Source organism: Streptomyces sp. NPDC052079, from assembly GCF_040680275.1.
Lineage (GTDB): Bacteria > Actinomycetota > Actinomycetes > Streptomycetales > Streptomycetaceae > Streptomyces.
The window spans coordinates 37,767-62,104 of the sequence record NZ_JBFAWL010000002.1 but is presented as its reverse complement, the minus strand read 5'-3'; the positions used below and the strand labels follow the sequence as shown (position 1 = coordinate 62,104).

23 protein-coding genes and 2 pseudogenes are annotated in these 24,338 nt (G+C 73.1%); 14 read left to right on the top strand and 11 right to left on the bottom strand.

Features of this window, described 5'->3' with window-relative positions; all coding sequences use genetic code 11:
- Positions 1-94 precede the first annotated feature (94 nt).
- Complete coding sequence (folE, locus tag AB0L56_RS04725) at positions 95-700, top strand: GTP cyclohydrolase I FolE (protein ID WP_361035537.1); 606 nt, start codon at positions 95-97, stop codon at positions 698-700.
- Positions 701-736: 36 nt separating this feature from the next.
- Here folE and AB0L56_RS04720 read toward each other — a convergent pair whose 3' ends face one another.
- From AB0L56_RS04720 to AB0L56_RS04695, 6 genes and pseudogenes are all read right to left on the bottom strand, one after another.
- Complete coding sequence (locus AB0L56_RS04720; protein WP_361035540.1) at positions 737-1,228, bottom strand: DUF3180 domain-containing protein; 492 nt, start codon at positions 1,226-1,228, stop codon at positions 737-739.
- Positions 1,229-1,289: 61 nt separating this feature from the next.
- Entirely contained in the window at positions 1,290-1,901 is a 612-nt protein-coding gene (folK, locus tag AB0L56_RS04715) for a 2-amino-4-hydroxy-6-hydroxymethyldihydropteridine diphosphokinase (RefSeq protein ID WP_365418985.1), read from the bottom strand.
- Positions 1,898-2,257: a dihydroneopterin aldolase gene (folB, locus tag AB0L56_RS04710; RefSeq protein ID WP_365418982.1), complete on the bottom strand. Its 360-nt coding sequence runs from the start codon at positions 2,255-2,257 to the stop codon at positions 1,898-1,900. Before folB ends, folK begins: the two co-directional genes overlap by 4 nt.
- Positions 2,258-2,486: 229 nt before the next feature.
- The gene (locus AB0L56_RS04705) at positions 2,487-2,999 is read right to left on the bottom strand and encodes a nuclear transport factor 2 family protein (RefSeq protein WP_361035549.1); all 513 of its coding nucleotides are present in this window, start codon (positions 2,997-2,999) and stop codon (positions 2,487-2,489) included.
- Positions 2,996-3,910, bottom strand: a complete 915-nt coding sequence (folP, locus tag AB0L56_RS04700) for a dihydropteroate synthase (RefSeq protein WP_361035552.1) — start codon at positions 3,908-3,910, stop codon at positions 2,996-2,998. Before folP ends, AB0L56_RS04705 begins: the two co-directional genes overlap by 4 nt.
- A gap of 80 nt (positions 3,911-3,990) precedes the next feature.
- Positions 3,991-5,748: pseudogene (locus AB0L56_RS04695) on the bottom strand (phosphatidylglycerol lysyltransferase domain-containing protein).
- Positions 5,749-6,044: 296 nt separating this feature from the next.
- Here AB0L56_RS04695 and AB0L56_RS04690 point away from each other — a divergent pair.
- Complete coding sequence (locus AB0L56_RS04690; protein ID WP_365418978.1) at positions 6,045-7,373, top strand: hypothetical protein; 1,329 nt, start codon at positions 6,045-6,047, stop codon at positions 7,371-7,373.
- A gap of 26 nt (positions 7,374-7,399) precedes the next feature.
- On the opposite strand, the gene AB0L56_RS04685 is transcribed toward AB0L56_RS04690, so the two are convergent.
- Both AB0L56_RS04685 and AB0L56_RS04680 read right to left on the bottom strand, forming a co-directional pair.
- Entirely contained in the window at positions 7,400-8,734 is a 1,335-nt protein-coding gene (locus AB0L56_RS04685) for a PH domain-containing protein (protein WP_365418975.1), read from the bottom strand.
- Entirely contained in the window at positions 8,731-9,276 is a 546-nt protein-coding gene (locus tag AB0L56_RS04680) for a PH domain-containing protein (protein WP_361035561.1), read from the bottom strand. The genes AB0L56_RS04685 and AB0L56_RS04680 overlap by 4 nt, the downstream gene beginning before the upstream one ends.
- Positions 9,277-9,307: 31 nt before the next feature.
- Here AB0L56_RS04680 and AB0L56_RS04675 point away from each other — a divergent pair, with 31 nt between their 5' ends.
- Together AB0L56_RS04675 and AB0L56_RS04670 are read left to right on the top strand one after the other, a co-directional pair.
- On the top strand, positions 9,308-10,459 hold the full coding sequence (locus tag AB0L56_RS04675; RefSeq protein ID WP_361035564.1) for an NADH-quinone oxidoreductase subunit D: 1,152 nt from the start codon (positions 9,308-9,310) through the stop codon (positions 10,457-10,459).
- A gap of 36 nt (positions 10,460-10,495) precedes the next feature.
- Positions 10,496-10,793: pseudogene (locus tag AB0L56_RS04670) on the top strand (alpha/beta hydrolase); the annotation flags it as partial.
- On the opposite strand, the gene AB0L56_RS04665 reads toward AB0L56_RS04670, so the two are convergent.
- A complete protein-coding gene (locus tag AB0L56_RS04665; protein WP_365419925.1) occupies positions 10,774-11,802 on the bottom strand; it encodes an SAM-dependent methyltransferase in 1,029 nt (342 codons plus the stop codon). The pseudogene AB0L56_RS04670 and the gene AB0L56_RS04665 overlap by 20 nt on opposite strands.
- Positions 11,803-11,950: 148 nt before the next feature.
- On the opposite strand from AB0L56_RS04665, the gene AB0L56_RS04660 reads away from it, so the two are divergent.
- The 3 genes from AB0L56_RS04660 (at position 11,951) to AB0L56_RS04650 (ending at position 14,564) form a co-directional block, all read left to right on the top strand.
- Positions 11,951-13,153, top strand: a complete 1,203-nt coding sequence (locus AB0L56_RS04660) for a sensor histidine kinase (protein WP_365418971.1) — start codon at positions 11,951-11,953, stop codon at positions 13,151-13,153.
- Between the two features lie 78 nt (positions 13,154-13,231).
- Positions 13,232-13,903, top strand: a complete 672-nt coding sequence (locus tag AB0L56_RS04655) for a response regulator transcription factor (RefSeq protein ID WP_190166706.1) — start codon at positions 13,232-13,234, stop codon at positions 13,901-13,903.
- A gap of 31 nt (positions 13,904-13,934) precedes the next feature.
- The gene (locus AB0L56_RS04650) at positions 13,935-14,564 is read left to right on the top strand and encodes an ATP-binding protein (RefSeq protein WP_365418967.1); all 630 of its coding nucleotides are present in this window, start codon (positions 13,935-13,937) and stop codon (positions 14,562-14,564) included.
- Between the two features lie 42 nt (positions 14,565-14,606).
- Here the strand turns inward: AB0L56_RS04650 and AB0L56_RS04645 are convergent, their stop codons facing one another.
- Together AB0L56_RS04645 and AB0L56_RS04640 are read right to left on the bottom strand one after the other, a co-directional pair.
- Positions 14,607-15,713, bottom strand: coding sequence for a DUF5937 family protein (locus AB0L56_RS04645; protein WP_365418964.1), 1,107 nt, complete (start codon positions 15,711-15,713; stop codon positions 14,607-14,609).
- A 97-nt stretch (positions 15,714-15,810) separates the two neighbouring features.
- Entirely contained in the window at positions 15,811-16,998 is a 1,188-nt protein-coding gene (locus AB0L56_RS04640) for a beta-eliminating lyase-related protein (RefSeq protein ID WP_365418961.1), read from the bottom strand.
- Positions 16,999-17,206: 208 nt separating this feature from the next.
- Here AB0L56_RS04640 and AB0L56_RS04635 point away from each other — a divergent pair, with 208 nt between their 5' ends.
- The 7 genes from AB0L56_RS04635 to AB0L56_RS04605 all read left to right on the top strand — a co-directional run bounded on the left by AB0L56_RS04635 (position 17,207) and on the right by AB0L56_RS04605 (position 24,220).
- The gene (locus tag AB0L56_RS04635; protein ID WP_365418958.1) at positions 17,207-18,133 is read left to right on the top strand and encodes a DUF2520 domain-containing protein; all 927 of its coding nucleotides are present in this window, start codon (positions 17,207-17,209) and stop codon (positions 18,131-18,133) included.
- 58 nt (positions 18,134-18,191) lie between these two features.
- Entirely contained in the window at positions 18,192-19,190 is a 999-nt protein-coding gene (gene panC, locus AB0L56_RS04630; protein WP_365418955.1) for a pantoate--beta-alanine ligase, read from the top strand.
- An 11-nt stretch (positions 19,191-19,201) separates the two neighbouring features.
- The gene (locus tag AB0L56_RS04625; protein ID WP_365419922.1) at positions 19,202-20,941 is read left to right on the top strand and encodes an L-aspartate oxidase; all 1,740 of its coding nucleotides are present in this window, start codon (positions 19,202-19,204) and stop codon (positions 20,939-20,941) included.
- 5 nt (positions 20,942-20,946) lie between these two features.
- Positions 20,947-21,921, top strand: coding sequence for a carboxylating nicotinate-nucleotide diphosphorylase (nadC, locus tag AB0L56_RS04620; protein WP_361035588.1), 975 nt, complete (start codon positions 20,947-20,949; stop codon positions 21,919-21,921).
- Between the two features lie 2 nt (positions 21,922-21,923).
- Positions 21,924-22,721, top strand: a complete 798-nt coding sequence (locus tag AB0L56_RS04615) for a type III pantothenate kinase (protein WP_361035591.1) — start codon at positions 21,924-21,926, stop codon at positions 22,719-22,721.
- A gap of 717 nt (positions 22,722-23,438) precedes the next feature.
- On the top strand, positions 23,439-24,029 hold the full coding sequence (locus AB0L56_RS04610; RefSeq protein ID WP_361035594.1) for a hypothetical protein: 591 nt from the start codon (positions 23,439-23,441) through the stop codon (positions 24,027-24,029).
- A 26-nt stretch (positions 24,030-24,055) separates the two neighbouring features.
- A complete protein-coding gene (locus AB0L56_RS04605; RefSeq protein ID WP_361035597.1) occupies positions 24,056-24,220 on the top strand; it encodes a hypothetical protein in 165 nt (54 codons plus the stop codon).
- The last annotated feature ends 118 nt before the right edge of the window (positions 24,221-24,338 follow it).

Here is a 24,338-nt window from a genome sequence, read left to right as displayed (position 1 = left end):
TGGGAGGCGCGGCATTTCGCGTACCCGCAGTTGATTCGCGTACCCGCACTTGAGACGCGTGCCCCACGCGTGAAGGCACAGGAACGAGGCATCCATGACCGACCCCGTGACGCTGGACGGCATAGCCCCCATCGGCGAGTTCGACGAGAAGCGGGCCCAGAACGCCGTACGCGAGCTCCTCATCGCGGTCGGCGAGGACCCGGACCGGGAGGGCCTGCTGGAGACCCCGGCACGGGTGGCGCGGGCGTACCGGGAGATCTTCGCGGGCCTGTGGCAGAAGCCCGAGGACGTCCTGACGACGACCTTCGACCTCGGCCACGACGAGATGGTGCTGGTCAAGGACATCGAGGTCTACTCGACCTGTGAGCATCATCTGGTGCCGTTCAGGGGCGTGGCGCACGTCGGGTACATCCCGTCCACCAGCGGCAAGATCACCGGGCTCTCCAAGCTGGCCCGGCTCGTGGACGTCTACGCCCGGCGCCCCCAGGTGCAGGAGCGACTCACCACGCAGATCGCGGACTCCCTGATGGAGATCCTGGAGCCGCGCGGGGTGATCGTCGTGGTGGAGTGCGAGCACATGTGCATGTCCATGCGAGGCATCCGCAAGCCCGGCGCGAAGACCCTCACCTCGGCAGTCCGCGGTCAGCTGCGCGACGCGGCGACGCGCAACGAGGCGATGAGCCTGATCATGGCCCGCTGACGCGACGCGTGCGCCGCCATCGGCCGTGTGCCGCGTTCAGGCCGCCGGTGCCGTGCCCGGGCCGTGGTTGTTGTCGTCGTCCTCCGGGAGTTTGCAGACGCGTTCCAGGAACATGGCGGCCGCTATGACTCCGATCCCTGCCAGCACCGAGAAGCCGGCGTAGATGGCCTGGTCGCGGCGGGCGGGGATGTCCAGGAACTCCAGCAGGAAGACGAACGTGCCGCCGTAGATGCCGGCGACCAGCGCGGCGACCAGTGCGCTGGCCTGCCCGAAGACGACCGCGCGGGCCGCCATCAGCGGGTCGACCCCCTTGGCGTCGTGCTGCCGCTCGCGCTGGGCCTTGAGGCGGGCGCGGAGGTTGAGCGCGGTGGCCGCGAGGACCGCCGCGATCAGGGCGAGGACGATGGGGGCGGCCACCGGCACGCTCGGGAGGGTCCCCAAGGAGTTCCACAGGCGGGCGCCGGCCCAGGACAGGAGCCCCGCGGCGACGAAGACGCCGGCCAGCACCCTGATGCGCAGCTCTTTCACGGTGTCCCTTCGCGTTCCCCCGGACCGGTGCCCCGGAAAGTGGTCGTCTTGACCTTAACGGCTACTCGGGCAGCCGGAGTTCCAGGTCCGTGCGGGGCATGACGCCTTCGCGGGTGACCGTCCCGAGAAGGTCGGCGACCGGTCCGCGGCCGGGGAGTTCCGCCTCGGGATCGATGTCGTGCCAGGGGGCGAGCACGAAGGCGCGTTCGTGGGCGCGCGGGTGGGGGAGGGTGAGCCCGGGGTCGTCGGAGTGGAGGTCGGCGTAGGCGACGATGTCCACGTCCAGGGTGCGCGGGCCCCAGCGCTCGTCCCGGACCCGGTGGAAGGCCTCCTCCACCGCGTGCGCCCGCTCCAGCAGGGAGGACGGGGGCAGGGTGGTCCTGAGGACCACAACCGCGTTCAGGTACGAGGGCTGGCTGCCGGGCTCGACGCCCCAGGGCTCCGTCTCGTACACCGGGGAGACCGCCTTGACCCGGATGCCCGGGGTGTCCTCCAGGGCGTCGACGGCTCCCTGGAGGGTCTCCAGGCGGTTGCCCAGGTTGGCGCCGAGGGAGACCACGGCCCGCTTGGGGTTCTGCAGGGTGCTGTCGGCGGCGTCGACCTGCTCGACCACGGAGGCGGGGACGGGCTGGACGGTCGGGTCGGTGTGGCCCGTGGTGGACGGCCTGGTCATACGCGGCTCCGGGTGATGGTGACGGTCACGTCGTCGAAGGGCACGGTGATCGGCGCGTCCGGCTTGTGGACGCACACCTCGACCTCCTGCACCACATCGTGCTTCAGACAGACCTGGGCGATGTGCTCGGCGAGCGTCTCGATGAGGTTGACGGGCTCGCCCTGGACGACGGCCACGACCTCCTCGGCCACCATGCCGTAGTGCACCGTCTTCGTCAGGTCGTCGTCGGCCGCGGCCGGCCTGGTGTCCAGGCCGAGGACGAGGTCCACGATGAAGGTCTGGCCCTCCTCGCGTTCCTTCGGGAACACACCGTGGTGCCCGCGGGCCTTCAGGCCGCGCAGCGCGACACGATCCACGCGAATCACTCCTGCAATCGTCGGTCCGGCCGGTCGGTGCTCTGTGCGGAGGCACACCGGCCTGCCCTCCCGAATCTACCTGCGGTCGCCGACACTGCCGGTGCCCCGGGGTGTCGCCGCGCGCCGGTGTCCGGAGCCTTCACCGTCCGTTTGCCCTGCGGACGGCGGGAGGTCACCGTCCGGTGGCGGTTTCGGGGTCGCCGCCGTGATTCCTGCCACGCGGGGCTTTTCAGGTCGGGGTGCCCGGGGTGTCGTCGTCCTCGGTGTCGTCCTCCTCGGCGAGGACCGGGGAGGCGTGGTGCGACCAGAGCTTCCAGCCGGCCGGTGTGCGCCGGAACACGTTGGTGGCGACCACGAGCTGACCGACCAGCGGCCCGAGCTCCTCTCCGGCCTCCGGGGCGGGGCCGCCGCTGAGGATGTTCTCGGTGCAGGTCACCAGGGCGGTGTCGCCGGTGACGGAGACATGCACGTCGGTGAGGAAGAACTGGATGTAGTCGGTGTTCGCCATGATCAGGGCGTACGACCTCAGCACCTCGCCGCGTCCGGTGAGTACGGGCCAACCGGGGTGTACGCAGGAGATGACTCCGCTGTCCGCGGGGTCGTGGTACGTCTCGTCGACGCCGAGGTCGGCCGGGGTGAGCCAGAGCGACGCGACCTCTTCGAAGTCGCCCCGCTCCAGCGCCTCGTAGAAGGCGGTGTTGGCGGCTTCGACCTGCTCGACGTCGGTGTGGGGTGCGGTCACCGGGCTCCTTCTGCGCCGTGTGCGCCGGGTTCGGAGGGGGTGGGCGGCGCCGTACGCGCCTGTTCTATCGCACGGGTGACCCGGACGGCGTCCGCGGTCGCACGGACCTCGTGGACGCGGACCGCCCAGGCTCCGGCCTGAGCGGCGAGGGCGGAGACGGCGGCGGTGGCCGCGTCGCGTTCCCGCGCGGGCGGGGGCGGGGCGTCCGGGCCGGCCAGGACACGGCCGAGGAATCGCTTGCGGGAGGCAGCGACCAGCACGGGGTGGCCGAGGCCCAGGAGGCGGTCGAGGTGGGCGAGCAGGGCCAGGTCGTGGCCGGCGTCCTTGGAGAAGCCGAGGCCGGGGTCGACGATCACCCGGTCGGCGGCGATACCGCCCTCCAGGACGGCCTCCACGCGCGCGTGGAGTTCGTCGACGACCTCGGTGACCACGTCGGCGTACACGCCTTTGACGTTGCCGCCCTCCAGGAAGCCGCGCCAGTGCATGACGACGAACGGTGCTCCGGCGGCGGCCACGACGGGGACCATGCCGGGGTCGGCGAGGCCGCCGCTGACGTCGTTGACGAGTGCGGCGCCGGCCGCCAGGGAGCGCTCGGCGACGGAGGCGCGCATGGTGTCGACGGAGACGGTGACGCCCTCGGCGGCGAGGCCGCGCACCACGGGGATGACGCGCTTGAGCTCCTCCGCCTCGTCGACGCGGGTGGCGCCGGGCCGGGTGGACTCGCCGCCGACGTCGACCAAGTCGGCGCCCTGGGCGACGAGGTCGAGGCCGTGCTTGACGGCGGTCGTCGTGTCGAACCAGCGGCCGCCGTCGGAGAAGGAGTCGGGGGTGACGTTCACGACTCCCATGACCGCGCAGCGGTCCCAGTGAGGAAGGCCCGCTACCTGGCGGCGTCCGCTGTGGTTGCTCATAAGTTCAGCGTAGGCCCAGGGGACGGCGGGGGTGCGCCGCGGCCCAGGCGGGGCGGGGCGTGGGGCGTTCCTGGGACGGCTCACGCCGTGCGGGGGGGCTGCTTTCCGCCCGTGCCGGGGCGCGTTCCGGTGTCGTCCGGTGGACGCAGGGGCGTGCGGCGGCGAAGGAACCGGGGCAGGGGGAGGGCCAGCTTGAGGAAACCTTCCGCCTGCATTGCGGCGAAGCCGATGCGCGGCAGATCGGCCTGGGCGATGGACGACGAAACGCGGTTCCCAGCGCGGCCGGGAACGTGGCGTCGAACTTTACCGGGATTCGATCTGAAACCAGCAGGAGAGAAAGACCAGCAGCCCGCGCCAGGCCCCCAGCACCCGTCCGGCGCCGAGCGGAACATGGCGAAGTCGAGTGAGACGCGTGCGATGCGGAATCCCGGGGCGGCCTGAAGCGCGGCCACGATGAGCAGCTCGTTCATTCGGGGGTCGGCCGAGCGGTCGCGGCGCATCAGATCCAGTGAGGCGCCGTCCGTGCCCGACGGGACGAAGTGCAGGACCGCATCGAGGCGGCCGTGCTCAGCCGTCGTGGCGTCGGCCCGGTGTGCGGTGGCGACGAGGCAATCGCCGTCGGCGGGGTCGCCGACGTGGCCCAGTGCCATGGAGAAGCCGCATTGGTGTCGGTGCCGCGCCAGTCGTCAGCGGCGCGGTGGATCCGGTCCAGCTCGGCCTCGCCGAGGTCACGGACACGTCGTACCTGGGTTGGGTAACCGGCCCGCTCGATGCGCTTCACCATCTGGCGTACGTTGCACATAGGGCGGCCGGCGAGCGAGAAATCCGCGACGTCCACCACCGCCTTGTCCCCGAGTTCGAGGGCGTCGAGCCCGGTCGCGGGTTCACACCTCGCCGCCGGTCTCGGAGCAGCCCATCCCGGCGGGGGTCCAGGAGTGGGCTCTGGCCTCGTCCATGAAGTGTTCGATGGTGCCGGGCCAGGCCTCGACGCCGCCGATCGGATCGCCGCCGGCGAGCGTCACCCCGGAGACCACGTGGTAGGTCACTGGGGCCTTGCCGCTGGGGAGAAGACGACGGCCTTGTCGCGGCGCAGCGCGAAGTGTCCGAGGGAGTCCCGGTCGCCGTGCCGGTCGAGCAGGGCGCGCAGTCGTGTCTCGTCGCACTCGGTGAGCCGTCCGGCCGGGTGCTTTGGCCGGAGGGCGAGGTAGATGGTGGTGACGGCCGTGAGCAGACCGAGCGCGCCGAGGGAGAAGGCGACGGCCCAGGAGGCATCGGCCCCGGTAGTGGACCGGGCCCTCGAGGCCGAACAGGCCGTACAGGACGTGGGAGAGCCAGTCGGCCAGGCTCGGATCGCCGACCAGCGGTCCGGGGTGGGCGTTCACGATGACCAAGCCCAGGAGCAGCGAGCGGGCGCCCATCAGGACGACGTTGGCCGGCGCCCGCCATCTGCTGCGCGGGTCGGGCAGCGCGGTGAACTGGTGACGGTGGCGCAGCAGAGGCGCGAGCAGCGCGACTGTGAGCAGGACGCCCAGGAGGGAGTGGCGGTACGTGAACTGGGCGACCGCACCGGCCGGCAGAAGGACGACGGCGGCCCGCCAGGCCCTGCGCTTGCCCCGATTGAGTCCGTGCGCGAGCAGCAGCAACAGCACACCGGCACTGAGCGAGAGGGCGGCCGCGAAGGGGCCGAGCGCGCCGGGCAGCACCTCGTCGACGGCGTGCATACGGCTGTGTCGGAAGCGAGGGAAGACGCCCGCGTCGATGTCCAGGAGGGCCACCAGGGGTCCGTCCGTGGGTTTCGGTACCCCGCTCGATATTCCCTCACCTGTCCTGACAGCCATCCCGTCCCGTGGCCGCGGGCGACCGTGGTTCCGGTGTCGATTCGGGCATTTGGCGATATTACGCCCTCCAGGACGGTGTCTCCGGGGGAGGATCCCGCAGTGCCGGCAAACGGGAAGTGGAATGCGCCGGAAGCGACTTCACTGTCCAGCGATGACGAAGCGATCTTGATGAAATCGGGTCTTCTGTCTATTCACGATCGATCCGAGTTCCCTGATGCCCTGTGAAACCCTACGTATGGCTTTGTTTTTACGGGCCGGGGCACCACGATTACCGTACGCGCGGTAAGTTTCTGGCCATGCCACGTGGACGTCACCGTCATTCCCCGCCGCTGCACAGGATGCTGCCCCCGTCGGCGATCGCAGGCGTCTCCGCCGTCTGCGCCCTGGGGCCCTGGGTGTTCACGCAACCGATGGCGCTTCGCCTCCTGGCCGCGGTCGCCGCGGTCACCGCGATCGTCGGCGCCGTCGTCATGCGGCACTGGGATGCCCAGGCGGGCAAACGCGTCGCCGATCTCACGCGCGCGCGTGCGAGCGATGAGTGGCGTTTCGAGGAACGGGTCGCCGAACTCGAGGCCGACCTCGAGGAGTCGCGCGAACTGCGGATCAAGCTGGAGCAGCGGCTGCGTGCCAAGCGCGCGGAACTGGCCGGGCTGCGCAACGAGCACGCATCCCTACTGCGCAGGTACGCCGCGGCGGAGGTCGACCGGGCGAGCGTCCTGGAGGAGCGCCGGGTCCTCGAGATAGAGGCCACGGTGCCGGCCCGCGCGCTGCCGGCCGGGCCGTCGGCGTCCGCGGAGCCGGGATCCGCGGAAGCGTCCGTGGAGGCTGAGGACGTGACGCCGGCGGAGGAGGCGGCCGACGCCGAGGAGTCGGAGGACACGGCTCCCGCGGTCTTCTCGCCGGAGGGGTCGAAGCTGTTCCTGCGGGCCGACGCGGCGCTGTCACGGTTCGCCGAGGAAGCGGACGAGGAAGCCGACGCGGAAGTCGATGCCGAAGCCGACACGGAGACCGGCGGGCAGGCGGCAGAGGAGCCCGGCGACGACCGTGCCGAGGCCGCCGGTGCCGCCGGCACGGCCGACCGGCCCGCCGCAGACACGCCGAAGGACGACGCCGCCCCGAAGCGGAACGACGCCCCGAAGGGCGATGGCACCCCCGAGGACGACGGCCCGGAGCCCACCAGGAAGTCCAGGCCCGATCCGGCGCAGGAGGACGACGCCGAGGGGCAGCCCGAGGCGGCCGGCGATCACGAGCGCGCGGCCGCCTCCACCGCACCGGCCGCGCCTTCGACCCAGCCCGTGCGACAGCCCTCCGGGCACTTCACCGTGCCGACGGCGGTCGCGGTCGTACCGCCGACGGCACCCGTACGGCGTCCCGTGTCCGGGGGCGGGTTCGACTTCTTCGGGACGAAGAAGGACACGGACGATTCCGCCCTGGACACCGTCCAGAACGAGGACCTCGCCGATGTCGTAGGCCAAGAGGCGCTCGCGCTGCACAAGGCCGAGGCGGAGGCGCGGTACAAGCCCGCCGACGAGGAGGCCCGCGGGGTCGGCCAGGTCATCGACCTGACGGAACACGACGAGACGGAACCCATCGACCTCAAGGGCCTGCGCAGCGCGGTGTCCTGAACCACCGACCTCACCGACGGGGCCCGTCAGGCCATCCAGCGGTCCGGGCGGGCGTCCCTGCGGCCCGTGCGGGAGCGCTCTGCCTGGGCGCGCAGCAGGGCCGCCGCCTCCACGGCGTCCCTGAGGCGGGCCGTGACCGACTTGTTCGCGCCGGTGTCGACCACGACGTCGGCGACCCCCCGGGCCCGCTGCCAGGGGCCCTGGACGAGCCGTACGCTCTGCACCTTGGCGTGCGGCACCAGGGCCAGGCTGCGGCGCAGCAGCCCATGCCGCGCGACGAACACGGCGTCGGTCACGGTGAGCCCATAGCCGCGCCACCACACCGGCACGCACCACCGCGCGCGGCGCGGCGGCGGGACGAGCGCCTCGCGCGGGGGCACGCTCACCCCGGGCAGCACCCGCGCGACGACCGACTCGGCCAGTTCGCGCGGGGCGACCGGCAGCAGCAGGGAGTTCGACGACCCCGCCACGTCGAGTTCCACCCGCACCCAGCCGCGCCCCCGCCACAGCAGCGGTTCCACGAGCCGTACGGTCTGCACGCGCCCGGGCGGCACCGTCTCGTGCGCCCGGTCCAGCAGCCCGTGGTCGATGCGCAGCCCGTCCGGCGACTCGCCGAGGGTCCAGTCGTACTCGGCGACGAACCGCCCCACGCTGCTCGCGCCCGCCGCGCCCAGCATCGGCACGGCCGCGGCGAGCACCGTCCACAGGCTGTGGGTGGCCGTCCACAGCAACGGCACCGCCACACAGGCGACCACGAGCCAGCCCCAGGTCGCCCCGGTCAGCAGCAGGGAGACGGCGAGGACTCCCGGCGGCACCCGCACCATCTGCCGGGACGGCGCCTCCCCGACCTCGTGCGCGGTCTCCGGCGCGAAACCCGCCGCCCGCGCGAGCAGCTCGGCGCGCAGCGCCCGCGCCTCGTCGGCGCCGAGGAAGGCGAGCTCGTCCTTGCTGTCGGTGCCTATGACGTCGAGTTTGAGTTTCGCCACGCCCGCGACCCGCGCGAGCAGCGGCTGGGTGACGTCGATGGCCTGGATCCGCTCCAGCCGGATGTGCGCGGTGCGCCGGAACACCAGCCCGGTACGGATGCGCAACTCGCTGTCGGTCACCGCGAAGTGGGTGAACCACCAACTCAGAAAGCCGTAGAGAGCGGCCGCCGGGACGAGCACGGCGAGCGCGATCAGCAGGGTGGTGGTCGTCAGCCGGGTCAGCTGGCGCTGCGCCTGGTCGGGATCGTGCACCGCCCAGCCGATCAGGACCGCGACGGGCGCCCACGCCCGCCTGAAGGGCGTGACGGGGTGCAGCCGCCTCTCGGTCACCGGCGGCCGGCCGTGTACGTCCTCATGGACGTCCGGGGCCGTCACAGCCCCGCCGATCGGGCCTCGCCCAGCTCCGTGAGCCGGTCGCGCAGCCGTTCCGCCTCGGCCGGATCGAGGCCGGGGATGGTCGCGTCGGTCGCCGCGGCCGCCGTATGCAGCTGCACGCTGGACAGCCCGAAATGCCGCTCCACGGGCCCGGAGGTGACCTCGACCAGCTGCATCCGCCCGTACGGGACGACCGTCTCCTCGCGCCACAGCACGCCCCGGCTGATGAGCAGGTCGTCGGCGCGCTCCGCGTACCGCCAGGAGCGCCAGTTGCGCTCCAGCATCACCCAGCCCCAGAGGAGCAGAGCCAGCGGCAGCACCGCGAAGGCGGCCCAGCCGGGTCCCGCGAGCAGCCCCGGCACCAGACCCGTGGCGAGCGTCAGCAGCCCCAGCCACACCACCAGCAACAACCGGCGCATCCTCAGCAGCCCCGGGGGCAGCGCGATCCACACCGGTTCGTTCCCCGCGCCCACCGGCTCCGCCGCTCGCGCCGTCCCGTCCGTTCCCGCCGGCCCCGTGTCGTGCGGGCTCCCCGTCTCCATGGAGCCAGCGTACGTAGGAGAGACTGTGTTCATGACTCCTACGACGGAGACCATGGTCGGCATCGGCGGCGGGGCGGAGAGCACCGACATGGTGCTGAACATCGGACCCCAGCACCCCTCCACGCACGGCGTGCTGCGGCTGAAGCTCGTCCTGGACGGCGAGCGCATCGTCCGCGCGGAGCCCGTGATCGGCTATATGCACCGGGGCGCGGAGAAACTGTTCGAGGCCCGTGACTACCGCCAGATCATCATGCTGGCCAACCGCCACGACTGGCTGTCGGCGTTCTCCAACGAGCTGGGCGTGGTCCTCGCCGTGGAGCGGATGCTCGGCATGGAGGTTCCCGAGCGCGCGGTGTGGCTGCGCACCCTGCTCGCGGAGCTGAACCGGGTGCTCAACCACCTGATGTTCCTCGGCTCCTATCCGCTGGAGCTCGGCGGCATCACCCCGATCTTCTACGCCTTCACCGAGCGCGAGGAACTCCAGCACGTGATGGAGGAGGTCTCCGGCGGGCGTATGCACTACATGTTCAACCGCGTGGGCGGCCTCAAGGAGGACCTCCCCGCCGGATGGACCACGCGCGCGCGTGCCGCCATCTCCGACGTCCGCTCCCGCATGGACCGCTTCGACGACCTGGTACTCGGCAACGAGATCTTCCGGGGCCGCACGCGCGGCGTCGGCGTGCTCTCCCCGGAGGCCGTGCACGCGTACGGGGTGAGCGGGCCGATCGGGCGCGCCTCGGGTGTCGACTTCGACCTGCGCCGTGACGAGCCGTACCTCGCCTACGGGGAGCTGGGTGGCGTCCTGAAGGTGGTGACCCGCGAGGAGGGCGACTGCCTGGCCCGCTTCGAGTGCCTCCTGGCGCAGACCCACAACGCCCTCGACCTCGCCGACGCCTGCCTCGACCGCCTCGCCGACCTGCCCCCGGGCCCGGTCAACCAGCGCCTCCCGAAGGTCCTCAAGGCGCCCGAGGGCCATACCTACGCGTGGACCGAGAACCCGCTCGGCATCAACGGCTACTACCTGGTCAGCAAGGGCGAGAAGACCCCGTACCGGCTGAAGCTGCGCTCGGCGTCGTACAACAACATCCAGGCACTCACCGAGTTGCTGCCGGGGACGCTGGTGGCGGACATGGTGGCGATCCTGGGGTCGATGTTCTTCGTGGTGGGCGACATCGACAAGTAGCCCCGCCCCAAACCGCCCGCACCCCGCCCGCGCCACCAGCGCAGCCACGGCTGTTCGGCGCGGGGCGCGGCGCAGACGGAGCGCCGCGAGCCGGTCACCATCGAGCAGCGGCGCGCGATCTGAAGGCCGTCATCGACGCTCCGGCGCCCAAGGGGCCTGTCGTGCCGGCCGGTCACTCCATGGCGGCATGACGGTGATAGTCCTCGCCGACCAGGACCCGGAGCTGATCCGGGAGCGGTGTGTGGGCGTCGCCCCGGTCGGTACGCCGTCGGGGCGGCTCGGAGAGGTCAACGTCGGGCTCCCGGTGGCCCCCGTCAACGCGGTGCGGCGGGTGCGCCGCCCAGTACGTCCCCGATCCCCACCGGCTGCACCAGCCACCCGAAGTCCCCGAGCCCGCCCGGCGCGGTGAGTTCGGCGGCCTCCCCCGCGCGGGCGAGGGCACGCATGTACCCGGTGGGGTCCGTCGACGCCAGGGCGAGCGGGGGGCGTGCGCCGCTCACCCCGAGGGCGTGCAGGGCCTCCCGCTGCGACAGCAGGCGCGCGCCGGGGAGCGGGCAGGCCTCGGCGCACGCGTCCAGCGCGACATGGGCGGTGAGGTCGCAGGACCCGTCCGGCACGGGCGTCGTCTCCCGCCCCTCGCGGAAGGCGGTGAGCGTCCCGAACGGTGGCCGCGCGGCGGCCGTGTGCGCGTAGTCCACGGCGACGGCGAGCCCCCGGGCGACCGTCCCGGCCGCCGCCGCCCACGCCCGGTCCCGGGGCAGCCCGATCTCCGCGCGGAGCCCCGGCTCGTCCCCCAGGGGCCACCACCGCGCCAGCCACGCGGCCTCCGCACCGGCGACCGGCGCACCGAGCCGCTCCGTCCCGTCCTCCCGCACCAGCACCGTCCGCGGTACGCCCGCCGGGTCCACCTCGGCGACCTCCACGGGCACGTTGTCCAGCCACTCGTTGGCGAAGAGCAGCCCCGTGATCCCCGCCGGGGGCTCCGTCCGCCACTCGATGCGGTGATCGAGGCCGGCAGGCCGGCCGGCGAGCTCGACGGCGTACGCACGCGCGCGTGCCGCCACGTCCGCGGGCAGCGCGGCGAGGACGCCGGTGACCAGTTCGCCCCGCCCGGCCGCCATGTCCACGAGGCCCAGCTCCGCCGGCCGCCCCAGCGCCTCGTCGACCCGGCACAGCAGCCGCGCCACGGCGTCGGCGAACAGCGGCGAGGCGTGCACCGACGTACGGAAGTGTCCGGCCGGGCCCTCCCCGGACCGTCGGTAGAAGCCGCCTGGCCCGTACAGGGCCTCCTGGGCCGCCGCCCGCCAGCCCCGCCCGCCGTCCGCCCCCGCCACTGCCGTCACCGGTTCCGTTCTCCCGTCCCTGCCGTCGTCACCGCCCAGGTTAGGGGCGCGGATATGCACGGCCTCCACCTTGCGGAGTACACGTACCGACCGGGGATCGACCCTCCGGTTGACCCTGCACGCATTTCACCTCCCTACGCTGGGTTACGTGCAGCGCCTCTATGACTTCCTCCGCAGACACCCGACATGGGTCGACGGCTTCTGGGCCGTGGTCCTGTTCGGGATTTCGCTACTCGGCGGAGCCGCCACGGAGGAGGCGCGGGGGACGGATCTGCCGGCCCTCACCGTGCCGGTCATGCTGCTGTTGTCGCTGGTGGTCGCGCTGCGCCGGCGGATGCCCGAGCGGATGCTGGTGCTCGCCGTCGTGGTGGGTGCGGGACAGCTGCTGGCGGACGTGGCACCGCTGCCCGCCGATTTCGCGCTGCTGGTGATCGTCTACACGGTCGCGGCGGTCGGCGCCCGCTGGGCGTCCCGCTTCGCGCTGGCCGCCGCCCTGTGCGCGGCGCCGCTGGCGCAGCTGCGCTGGCCCAACCCCGACGCGAGCGCGGCGGAGAACATCGCCGTGATGATCTTCCAGACCGTGCCGTTCGCCCTCGCCTGGGTGCTCGGCGACTCCATCCGCACCCGCCGCGCCTACTTCGCGCAGCTGGAGGAGCGGGCCGCCCGCCTGGAGAAGGAGCGCGCGGCGCAGGCCAAGGTCGCTGTCGCAGCCGAGCGCGCCCGGATAGCCCGCGAGCTGCACGACGTCGTCGCGCACAACGTGTCGGTGATGGTGGTGCAGGCCGACGGTGCCGCCTATGTCCTCGACGCAGCGCCCGACCAGGCGAAGAAGGCCCTGGAGACCATCTCCTCCACGGGCCGCCAGGCCCTCGCCGAGATGCGCCGTCTGCTGGGCGTGCTGCGCACCGGCGAGCACCAGGAGGCCGGCGAGTACGTGCCGCAGCCCGACGTGCGGCAGATCGAGGACCTCGTCGAGCAGTGCCGGGATTCCGGACTGCCCGTGGACTTCAAGGTCGAGGGCACCCCGCGCCCGCTGCCCAGCGGCGTCGAGCTCACCGCGTACCGCATCGTGCAGGAGGCGCTCACCAACACCCGCAAGCACGGCGGGCCCAACGCGGGGGCCAGCGTGCGCCTGGTGTACTTCGACGACGGACTGGGCCTGCTCGTGGAGGACGACGGCAAGGGCGCCCCGCACGAGCTGTACGAGGAGGGCGGCTTCGACGGCCAGGGGCATGGCCTGATCGGCATGCGCGAACGCGTCGGCATGGTCGGCGGAACTCTGGACGCGGGACCGCGCCCGGGCGGAGGATTCCGCATCAGTGTGCTGCTGCCGCTCAAACCCGCGCACTGACGCATTCGCGCGCCGCCTGTTGACACCTGTCACAACCCCTGTGACGCCCGACGACCCAACCGAACGGAAGAGGCCCCGATGACGATCCGCGTGATGCTCGTCGACGACCAGGTGCTGCTGCGCACCGGGTTCCGGATGGTGCTCGCCGCCCAGCCGGACATGGAGGTCGTGGCCGAGGCGGGCGACGGCGTCGAGGCCCTGCAGGTGCTGCGTTCCACCGCCGTCGACGTGGTGCTGATGGACGTCCGCATGCCCAAGCTCGACGGCGTGGAGACCACCCGCCGGATCTGCGCGGACACCGACCCGCCGAAGGTGCTCATCCTCACCACCTTCGACCTTGACGAGTACGCCTTCTCCGGGCTGAAGGCGGGCGCGTCCGGCTTCATGCTCAAGGACGTGCCGCCCGGCGAGCTGCTCGCCGCGATCCGCGCGGTGCACAGCGGCGACGCCGTGGTCGCCCCCTCCACCACCCGCCGCCTCCTGGACCGTTTCGCGCCGATGCTGCCCAGCGCCGGCAAGCAGCCCGAGCACAAGGCGCTGGAACGGCTCACCGAGCGCGAGCGCGAGGTCATGGTGCTGGTCGCCCAGGGCCTGTCCAACGGCGAGATCGCGGCCCGGCTGGTGCTCTCCGAGGCGACCGTGAAGACCCATGTGGGCCGCATCCTCACCAAACTGGGCCTGCGGGACCGGGTGCAGGTGGTCGTTCTCGCCTACGAGACGGGTCTGGTACGGGCCGGCGGACACGGCTGAACGGACGGCCGGACGCCGGTAGGGTCTGCGCATGCTGCTGTGGATCAACGGGCCCTTCGGGGGCGGCAAGACACAGACCGCACACGAGATACGGCGCCGCCTGCCGGGCAGCGTCATCTGCGACCCGGAGCATCCGGGGTTCGGCCTCAACTACATGCTGCCGCCCGGACTGCGCGGCGACTTCCAGGATCTGACGGCCTGGCGGCAGGGCGTCGTCGAGGTCCTCGACCTCGCCCTGACGAAGCACGACGGCGTGGTGATCGCCCCCATGACCGTCACCGACTCCGGATACTTCGCGGACACGGTGGGCCGGCTGCGCGACATGGGCCACGACGTCCGTCACTTCACCCTCCTCGCCGAACGCGACACCGTGCTGCGGCGCCTGCGCGAGCGCACCTTCGTCCACACCCTCGGGGCCGTCATGGGCAAGGCCGCCCCGCGCCGGGAGAGCTGGGCGGTGCGGCGGCTCGACCACTGTCTGGAGCGGCTGGCCGAGCCGGAGTTCGCGGAGCACCTGTGGACGGACCACACCACGGTGCCGAAGACCGCGGACCGCATCGCCGTGCTGGCCGGGCTGACCCTGCGCCCCAACCGCGAGGGCCGGCTGCGGACCCGGCTGCGGCAGGCGGCCGTGGGCATCCGGCACATCCGCTTCGACTGACGACGCGGCAGGCGTCCACCGCGCGGGAGCGGGCGGGCGCCGTCAGCGCAGGATCCCCTCCAGGAAGTCGCTGCCGAGCCGGGCCACCACCGTCACGTCCAGCTGGTGCAGCACATACCGCCCACGGCGCCGGGTGCTGATCAGTCCCGCCTTCTTCAGCACGCCCAGGTGCCGCGAGATCTCCGGCGCCGTCATCCCGTGCACCTGGGCCAGCTCGCCCGTGGTGTACGCGCCGCGGGCGAGGTGGCGGCACATGTGCATACGGACCGGATGGGACAGCGCGGTCATCCGCAGCGCCAGCTGCTCGACCGTCGGCGGGGCGGCCGGCTCGGGGGAGCCGACCGGGTAGTGGAGCACCGGCTGCCAGCCGTACCGGTGCAGCACCATGAGGTGCGGCCAGCCGAGGCTGGTCGGGATCAGCAGCAGCCCGCCGTCGCCGGTGGCCGTACGGCCGTCGCCCAGCTTGTCCACGGTGATCCGGCCGGCCGCCTCGTCGAGCGTCACCGCGGGGGACACCGAGGCCAGTGCCTCGGACAGCCCCTTGTGCCGGAGCAGGTCGGTCTTGAGGCGGGCGTCCGCGGCGAGCTGATGATGCAGCCGGGCCCACGTCCCGGCGAAGAACGCGTCGTCGCAGTCCTTCAGGAACTGCCGCAGCCAGTCCCTGATCCGCGGCGGATCGGACAGCAGCCGTTCCGTGAACAGCACCTGTCGCGGCCCCCGCGCGGCGGCCAGCTCCAGCGAACGGCGCCGCAGTCCCGCGTCGGCGAGCGGCCCGGCACCCGGCAGGGCATGGGGGAGGGCGCAGGTGAACTCCAGGGCGGCGTCCACGAACTGTTCGTCGGACAGCTTGTCCAGCAGGTCCAGCTCCTCGGCGAGGGTCCCGCCCGGGAGCGTCGCGCGGCCCGCAACACCGGCGCTCGCCAGAAACAGGTCCGAGAACGTCGTCCGCCACAGGAAGTCCGCCTCGCACATCCGGTCCGCGAGATGCTGGTCCAGGCGCGCGGTCACGCCCGTCACCCAGGCCTGGAGCCCCGGGTGGTGCGACGGCTCGGACAGCGCGTGCAGGGCCATACCGAGCTCGGCCAGCGGGGAGGGCACGACGGCGACCCTCTCCGGGCGCAGCCCCGCTATGTCGATGTGCACACCCATGCGCACATGGTGCACCGACGCTCCCGTCCCGCAGGCGCCGCCCCCGGCTCCCCGACGCCGGACGGGCTGCACGCGAGCGCCGCGAGGTGAACCGCCCTCAGCCCCGGAGCAGCCGCCCGGCGAAGTCCACCGCCGCCGCCCGTACGTCGTCGGCCGTCCACTCCAGCGCCGCGGCCCGCACGTTCACCTCGGTGAAGGACAGCCCCGGGCCCTTGGGATCCCAGTAGTTGGCGAACAGCATCGCCCCCGTCTCCTCCGCCGCCCCGATCGCCGCCTCGGCGGCCACCTCGTGCTCGTACGGCACCCACACCTGGAAGTCGCAGGTGTGCGGCACCTCGGGATGCACCCGGAACCAGGGCAGCCCCCCGGTTTCCAGCCCCTCGCGCAGCGCGGCGGCGACCACGCGCGCGTGCCGTACGTACTCCGGCAGCCGGGGCAGCTCCCGCTCCAGCCCGATCAGCGCGGACAGCGCGGTCGGGAACTGCTGGAACACGGCGCCCCCGTACCGGTGCCGCCAGACCTTCGTCTCCTCCACCAGCGTCGCGGGCCCGGCGAGGGCGGCACCGCCGAAGGCCTCGAGGGACTTGTAGAACGACACGTAGACGCTGTCCGCGAGGCCCGCGATCTCCTCCAGCGGGCGCCCGAAGTGCTCGGTGCACTCCCACAGCCGGGCGCCGTCGAAATGCACGACCGCCTCGCGCTCCCGCGCGGCGTCCGCCACCTCCGTCAGCTCCTCCCACGTGGGCAGCACGAAACCGGCGTCCCTGAGTGGCAGCTCCAGCATCAGAGCCCCGAAGGGCTCCTCGAGGTCGCGCACCTCGTCGGCCGTGGGGAGCCGGGGCTCGCCCGTCATCCGTACCGGGCGCAACCCGCTGACCTGGCTGAACGCGTTGCGCTCGTACACCTCCGGGTGGCTGAGCGGATGCAGGGCGACCGCCGGGTCGCCGGTACGGCCGGCCCAGCAGCGCAGCGCGACCTGCTGCGCCATCGTGCCGGTCGGGAAGAACGCGGCGGCCTCCGTGCCGAGCAGCTCGGCGACCCGCTTCTCCAGGGCCTCCACGACACCGTTGCCGTACATGTCGGAGTCCTCGTCGAGGTCGTACACGCTCCCCGCCGCGTCCAGTACGGCCAGCCGCTCCGAGAGCGGGGCGAGGAAACCGAGGCGCGCGAGCACCCGCGGGGCCTTGCGCCAGGCGGCGATCCGCCGTTCGCGCGGTGTCGGCCGCTGTGCGCCCTCCGCGTCGGTTCCTGTCGTGTCGTCGGTGCCGTCCGCCGTATCACTCATGCCGGGATCATCCCGTGCCGCGGCCCGCGCGGGCACTCCCCTTTTCGGCATGCACACATGCCGCACATGACCGCACGCGCGCGTGCCGCGACGCCGCACGGAAACCCACAGCCTGTGGACAACCGACCACCCCCACAACCGATCGCGTTAACATGACGAGAAATCGTCCGGTACCCCGAGCGGACTGGAACGGGAAGGCCGCCGTCGCGTGAACACAACCCCACAGCCCGATCCCAAGGACCGCCCCGCGCGGCTCACCGTCGGCGTCGTAGGCGCCGGACGCGTGGGCCCGGCCCTGGCCGCGTCCCTCCAGCTCGCCGGGCACCGCCCGGTGGCCGTCTCCGCCGTCTCCGACGCCTCCCGAAGGCGCGCCGAGGAGATGCTCCCGGACGTGCCGGTGGTGCCGCCCGCCGAGGTCCTCCAGCGGTCCGAGCTGGTGCTGCTCACCGTCCCGGACGACGCGCTGCCGGAGCTGGTCTCCGGGCTCGCCGGCACCGGCGCGGTGCGGCCGGGACAGCTGCTGGTGCACACCTCCGGCCGGTACGGCGCGAAGGTCCTCGACCCGGCCCTGCGGGCGGGGGCCCTGCCGCTCGCCCTGCACCCCGTGATGACGTTCACCGGCACCCCCGTCGACGTGCAGCGTCTCGCCGGCTGCTCCTTCGGCGTCACCGCGCCCGAGGAGCTGCGGCTGGCCGCCGAGGCCCTCGTCATCGAGATGGGCGGCGAGCCCGAGTGGATCGCCGAGGAGAACCGCCCGCTCTACCACGCGGCGCTCGCCCTGGGCGCCAACCACCTGGTCACCCTGGTCGCCCAGTCCCTCGAACTGCTCCGCACCGCCGGCGTCGGGGCCCCGGACCGGATGCTCGGACCGCTGCTCGGCGCCGCCCTGGACAACGCCCTGCGCTCCGGCGACGCGGCTCTCACCGGCCCGGTCGCGCGCGGCGACGCGGGCACGGTCGCCGCGCACATCACCGAGCTGCGCCGGCACTCCCCGGCGGCCGTGGCCGGCTATCTGGCGATGGCCCGCGCGACGGCCGACCGCGCCCTCGCCCAGGGCATGCTGAAGCCGGAACTCGCCGAGGACCTCCTCGGGGTCCTCGCCGACGGAGCCGAAGGCCCCGGGGAGGACCGATGAGGACCGGCCCGTCTCCCGCCCGCACCACGACCCGCGCGTCCCGGAACGGAGTCGCCCGATGACCGCCACTGTGCTGCGCACCGCCGCAGAACTGAGCGCACGCGCGCGTACCGGCCGCCGCGCCGTCGTGATGACCATGGGCGCGCTGCACGAGGGCCACGCCACGCTGATCCGCACCGCACGCGAGATCGCGGGCCCCGAGGGCGAGGTCGTGGTCACCGTCTTCGTCAACCCGCTGCAGTTCGGCGCGGGCGAGGACCTGGACCGCTATCCGCGCACCCTGGACGCCGACGTCAGGATCGCCGAGCAGTCCGGCGCGGACGCCGTGTTCGCCCCCGCCGTGGACGAGGTCTACCCGGGCGGCGAACCCCAGGTGCGGATCAGCGCCGGCCCCATGGGCGAACGCCTGGAGGGCGCCGCCCGCCCCGGCCACTTCGACGGCGTGCTCACCGTCGTCTCCAAGCTGCTCCACCTCACCCGGCCGGACATCGCCCTGTACGGGCAGAAGGACGCCCAGCAGCTCGCCCTGATCCGCCGCATGGTGCGGGACCTGAACTTCGGCGTCGACATCGTCGGGGTCCCCACCGTCCGCGAGGAGGACGGACTCGCCCTGTCCAGCCGCAACCGCTATCTCTCGCCCGCCGAGCGGCGCACCGGGCTCGCGCTGTCCCAGGCCCTGTTCGCCGGCCGCGACCGGCACGCGGCCCAGCAGGCCCTGCGGGCGCGAGCCAGCGAAGTGCCGGCCACGCGCGCGCGTGCGGAGGCGCTCAGCGCCATCGGCGAGTCCCGCGCCGCGGCCGACGCGCACGCCGTCGCCACCACCGCCGGCGGCCCGGCAGCCATCCTCGCCGCCGCCCGCCTGGTCCTCGACGAGGCCGTCCGCCTCGACCCGCCCCTTGCCCTGGACTATCTGGCCCTGGTCGACCCGTCCGACTTCACCGAGATCGGCGACGACTTCACCGGCGAGGCCGTCCTCGCCGTGGCCGCCCGCGTGGGCGGCACCCGCCTGATCGACAACATCCCCCTGACCTTCGGAAGTTTCGGAGCCGCCTCGTGACCAGCACAGGCATACGCCCGTCCGTCGCCCACCACCCGGGAGCCAGAGCGCTCGGCGCTCGCCCCCGGCTGCATGCGCCCGCGCCCGGGTGGTCCATCGACGCGGACGTCGTGGTCGTCGGCTCCGGTGTCGCCGGCCTCACCGCGGCGCTGCGCTGCGAGGCCGCCGGCCTGACCACGGTGGTGGTCACCAAGGCCCGCCTCGACGACGGCTCCACCCGCTGGGCGCAAGGGGGCGTCGCCGCGGCCCTGGGCGAGGGCGACACCCCCGAGCAGCACCTGGACGACACCCTGGTCGCCGGTGCCGGCCTCTGCGACGAGGAAGCCGTCCGCATCCTCGTCACCGAGGGCCCCGACGCCGTACGCCGCCTCATCGCGACGGGAGCGCACTTCGACGAGTCCGGCGAGGGCGGCCTCGCCCTCACCCGCGAGGGCGGCCACCACCGCAGCCGCATCGCCCACGCGGGCGGCGACGCCACCGGCGCGGAGATCTCCCGGGCCCTCGTCGAGGCGGTCCGCGCGCGCGGGCTGCGCACCATCGAGAACGCCCTCGTCCTGGACCTCCTCACGGACGCCGACGGCCGCACGGCCGGTGTCACCCTGCACGTCATGGGCGAGGGCCGGCACGACGGCGTGGGAGCCGTGCACGCCCCCGCCGTGGTCCTGGCCACCGGCGGCATGGGCCAGGTCTTCTCGGCGACGACGAACCCCGCCGTCTCCACCGGCGACGGCGTGGCCCTGGCCCTCCGCGCGGGCGCCGAGGTGAGCGACCTCGAATTCGTGCAGTTCCACCCCACGGTCCTCTTCCTCGGACCCGAGGCGGAAGGCCAGCAGCCCCTGGTCTCCGAGGCGGTACGCGGCGAGGGCGCCCACCTGGTGGACGCCGACGGCGTGCGCTTCATGCAGGGACAGCACGAACTGGGCGAACTCGCCCCGCGGGACATCGTGGCCAAGGGCATCCTGCGCCGCATGCGGGAGCAGGACACCGAGCACATGTACCTCGACGCCCGCCACTTCGGCGCCGAGATGTGGGAGCGCCGCTTCCCCACGATCCTCGCGGCCTGCCGCGCGCACGGCATCGACCCGGTCACCGAGCCCGTCCCGGTCGCCCCGGCCGCCCACTACGCGTCCGGCGGCGTCCGCACCGACTCCCACGGCCGCACCACCGTGCCCGGCCTGTACGCGTGCGGCGAGGTCGCCTGCACCGGTGTGCACGGCGCCAACCGCCTGGCCTCCAACTCCCTCCTCGAAGGCCTGGTCTACGCCGAACGCATCGCCACGGACATCACGGGAAACACCCGCCCCGCGCGTGTGCCGCAGCCGCTCCCCGCCACGGAGCGCCCCGCGGACCCCCTCCTCCCCCCGGAGGCGCGCTTCACCATCCAGCGGATCATGACCCGGGGAGCGGGAGTCCTGCGCTCCGAGGCGTCCCTTGCCGAGGCGGCGCAGAGCCTGCACCGACTGCACGCCGAGGCGCGCGAGGCCCTCGACGAGAACGGCAAGACCGCCGAGCCCGGAGTGGACACCTGGGAGGCCACCAACCTCCTGTGCGTGGCCCGGGTCCTGGTGGCCGCCGCGCAGCGGCGCGAGGAGACCCGCGGCTGCCACTGGCGCGAGGACCGGCCCGAGCGCGACGACACGGCCTGGCGCCGCCACATCGTCGTACGGCTGAATCCGGACCGGACGCCGGCGGTGCACACGACCGACACCACAGATTTCCCCCCGACCCTCCCTCAGCCCCAGGAGCAGTGACAGCAGTGACCACCCCCGACCTTCCCCTCGTTTCCTCCGGCGGCTGTGGCGACGGCTGTGCCTGCGGCGCCGACGAGGAGACCTATCTGGAGTGCGGCCTCGACCCCGCACTCGCCCAGCTCCTGGCCGACGCGGGTCTCGACCCCGTGGAGGTCGAGGACATCGCCAACGTGGCCCTCCAGGAGGACCTGGCCGACGGCGTGGACGTCACGACGGTCGCGACCATCCCGGAGGACGCCGTCGCCACCGCCGACTTCACCGCGCGGGAGGCGGGCACGGTGGCGGGCCTCAGGGTCGCCGAGGCGGTCATGTCGATCGTCTGCACGGAGGAGTTCGAGGTCGAGCGCCACGTGGAGGACGGCGACCGCGTGGAGGCGGGCCAGAAGCTCCTCTCGATCACCACGCGCACGCGCGACGTCCTCACGGCCGAGCGCAGCGCACTGAATCTCCTGTGCCGCCTGTCGGGCATCGCGACGGCCACGCGCGCGTGGGCGGACGTCCTGGACGGCACCAAGGCGAAGGTCCGCGACACCCGCAAGACCACTCCGGGCCTGCGCAGCCTGGAGAAGTTCGCCGTGCGCTGCGGGGGCGGCGTCAATCACCGCATGTCCCTCTCGGACGCGGCCCTGGTCAAGGACAACCACGTGGTGGCGGCAGGCGGCGTCGCGGAGGCCTTCCGCGCGGTCCGCGAGCGCTTCCCCGATGTCCCGATCGAGGTCGAGGTCGACACCCTGCCCCAGCTCCGCGAGGTCCTGGAGGCCGGCGCCGACCTGATCCTGCTGGACAACTTCACGCCCGGCGAGTGCGAGGAGGCGGTGGCCCTCGTGAACGGCCGCGCCGCCCTGGAGGCCTCCGGCCGCCTCACCCTCACCAACGCGAAGGCCTATGCGGACACCGGCGTGGACTACCTGGCCGTCGGGGCCCTGACCCACTCCGCTCCCATCCTGGACATCGGCCTCGACCTGCGAGCGGCGGAGTAGCCATGCTGCTGACCATCGACGTCGGAAACACGCACACCGTTCTGGGGCTCTTCGACGGCGACGACATCGTCGAACACTGGCGTATCTCCACGGACGCCCGCCGCACGGCCGACGAACTGGCGGTGCTCCTCCAGGGCCTCATGGGCATGCACCCGCTCCTGGGCGAAGACCTGGGCGACGGCATCGACGGCATCGCCATCTGCGCGACCGTCCCCTCCGTCCTGCACGAACTCCGCGAGGTCACCCGCCGCTACTACGGCGACGTCCCCGCGGTGCTCGTGGAACCGGGCGTGAAGACGGGCGTGCCGATCCTCACCGACCAGCCCAAGGAGGTCGGCGCGGACCGCATCATCAACGCGGTCGCGGCGGTCCACCTCTACGGCGGTCCGGCGATCGTCGTCGACTTCGGCACGGCGACGACGTTCGACGCGGTCAGCGCGCGCGGGGAGTACGTCGGCGGCGTGATCGCGCCCGGTATCGAGATCTCCGTGGACGCGCTCGGCGTCCGCGGTGCGCAGTTGCGCAAGATCGAGGTGGCGCGTCCGCGCAGTGTGATCGGCAAGAACACGGTCGAGGCGATGCAGTCCGGCATCATCTACGGGTTCGCCGGGCAGGTCGACGGTGTGGTGAACCGGATGGCGCGGGAGTTGGCGGACGATCCCGACGATGTGACGGTCATCGCGACGGGTGGGTTGGCGCCGATGGTGCTGGGCGAGAGTTCGGTCATCGACGAGCACGAGCCGTGGCTGACCCTGATCGGGCTCCGCCTGGTGTACGAACGGAACGTGTCCCGCATGTAGTCCGCCCGGGGGTGGGCTCGGCGGCACGCGCCCACTCTCCCCCACTCTCGGCTTCGCTCGAGCGGGGGGACCCCCATCGCCCTGGGGGCACCTCCCAGGCCCTTAAGGCACTGGGGGAGGCACGACTGCCCGCGGATCGCGGCAGGGGCCGCGGGAGCGGCGGTGCGAGCGGGTGCACGGGGTGGGTGTTGGCCGGGGGGTGTTTGCGCAGCCCGGCGCGTGCGGGGTGCCGTCGCGCCCACCCGTGCCGCCCCAGCGGCACGACTGCCCGCGGATGGCGGCAGTGGGCCGTGGAGGGCGGCAGCGGGGCGCGGAGGGCGGCAGCGGGCCGCAGCCCGGCGCGTGCGGGGTGCCGTCGCGCCCACCCGTGCCGCCCCAGCGGCACGACTGCCCGCGGAGGGCGGCGCGGAGGGCGGCGGCGGGCCGCGGATCGCGGCGGCGGGGCGCGGGAGCGGCGGGCGGCTGCTCGCGGATGGCGGGAGCAGGATGCCGCCTACGGCGGGGAGGGCGAGGGGCGGGGGTGTTCGCCCGCAGTGGCTGGCGCGTCCGCGCCCCGCACCTCCACCAACAGGCACAGTCGCGCCAGTCCAAGGACGGACACCCCCGACCCGGCCCGCACCACCCACCGTGAGCGCATCCCGCCCACCCGGGTGGCGCCGCACGCCACACCTGAGCCCCATACGCGGTGTTTGTCTGATTAGCGCGTATCGTCACACCATGCCCACGCCCTACGGATCCCGCGGCGGCATGGCGTTCGGCGCAGAGGAACTGCGCGTGCTCCGCCGCGCTCTCGCCCTCGCCCTGCACCCCACCCCCGCCTCGGCCGACGACGTCCAGGACTGCCTCCACCTCGCCGACTCCCTCGACGAGGCAACGCGGGAGAGTGCCAGGCTGCGCGCCTTCCTCCTGGCCGACCTCGGCCGCTACCGCGCCGCCCTCCCCGGCACCGCCGCCGGCTACCTCACGCTCCTGGAGGAGGCGCTGGGCGCCGGATACCGCCCCCACCCCGAGGATCTGGCCGCCCTCCGAGCCCTGCGCGGCAACCCCACCGCCGTGACCCTCCTCCATCACTGCGAACGCACCCGCCTCACCGCCCTCCCCGGCGGCCGGGGAGCGACCGCCGAGGACCAGCAGGACGAGAAAAAGAAGCCTGCGGAGAACCCCTCCACCCCCCACCCCGCCCCGAACCCCAGTCCGGCCCCAGGCACCCCCAAGCCCACCCGCCGCCCCATCCCCACCCCCGGCGAGGTCTTCCCCCGCCGCAAACCCACGCCGCCCCCACCCGAGGAGCACCTGGCCGTGGGCTGACGGCCCGCCCTGGCTACCCTGGATCCATGGACTACGTCTCCGCGCTCCTTCCCCCGGTCGTCATGGCCGTCCTCTTCATCGCCGTGATCCGGGTGATCGTGAAGACCCAGGGCGGCGCCAACAAGACCAAGGAGGACGCCGCAGTGGACGCGGCCCTCGCAAAGGCCGAAGCCCCCAAGCCCAAGGCCTGACGAACCGCACCGCACGCACCCCAAGCACCACACCACCCGCACCTCAGGGGCGTACGACACACCGCCGTACGCCCCTTTTGTGCGCGTTTGCCGCATCGGCCCCCGCCCGGCACGCCAT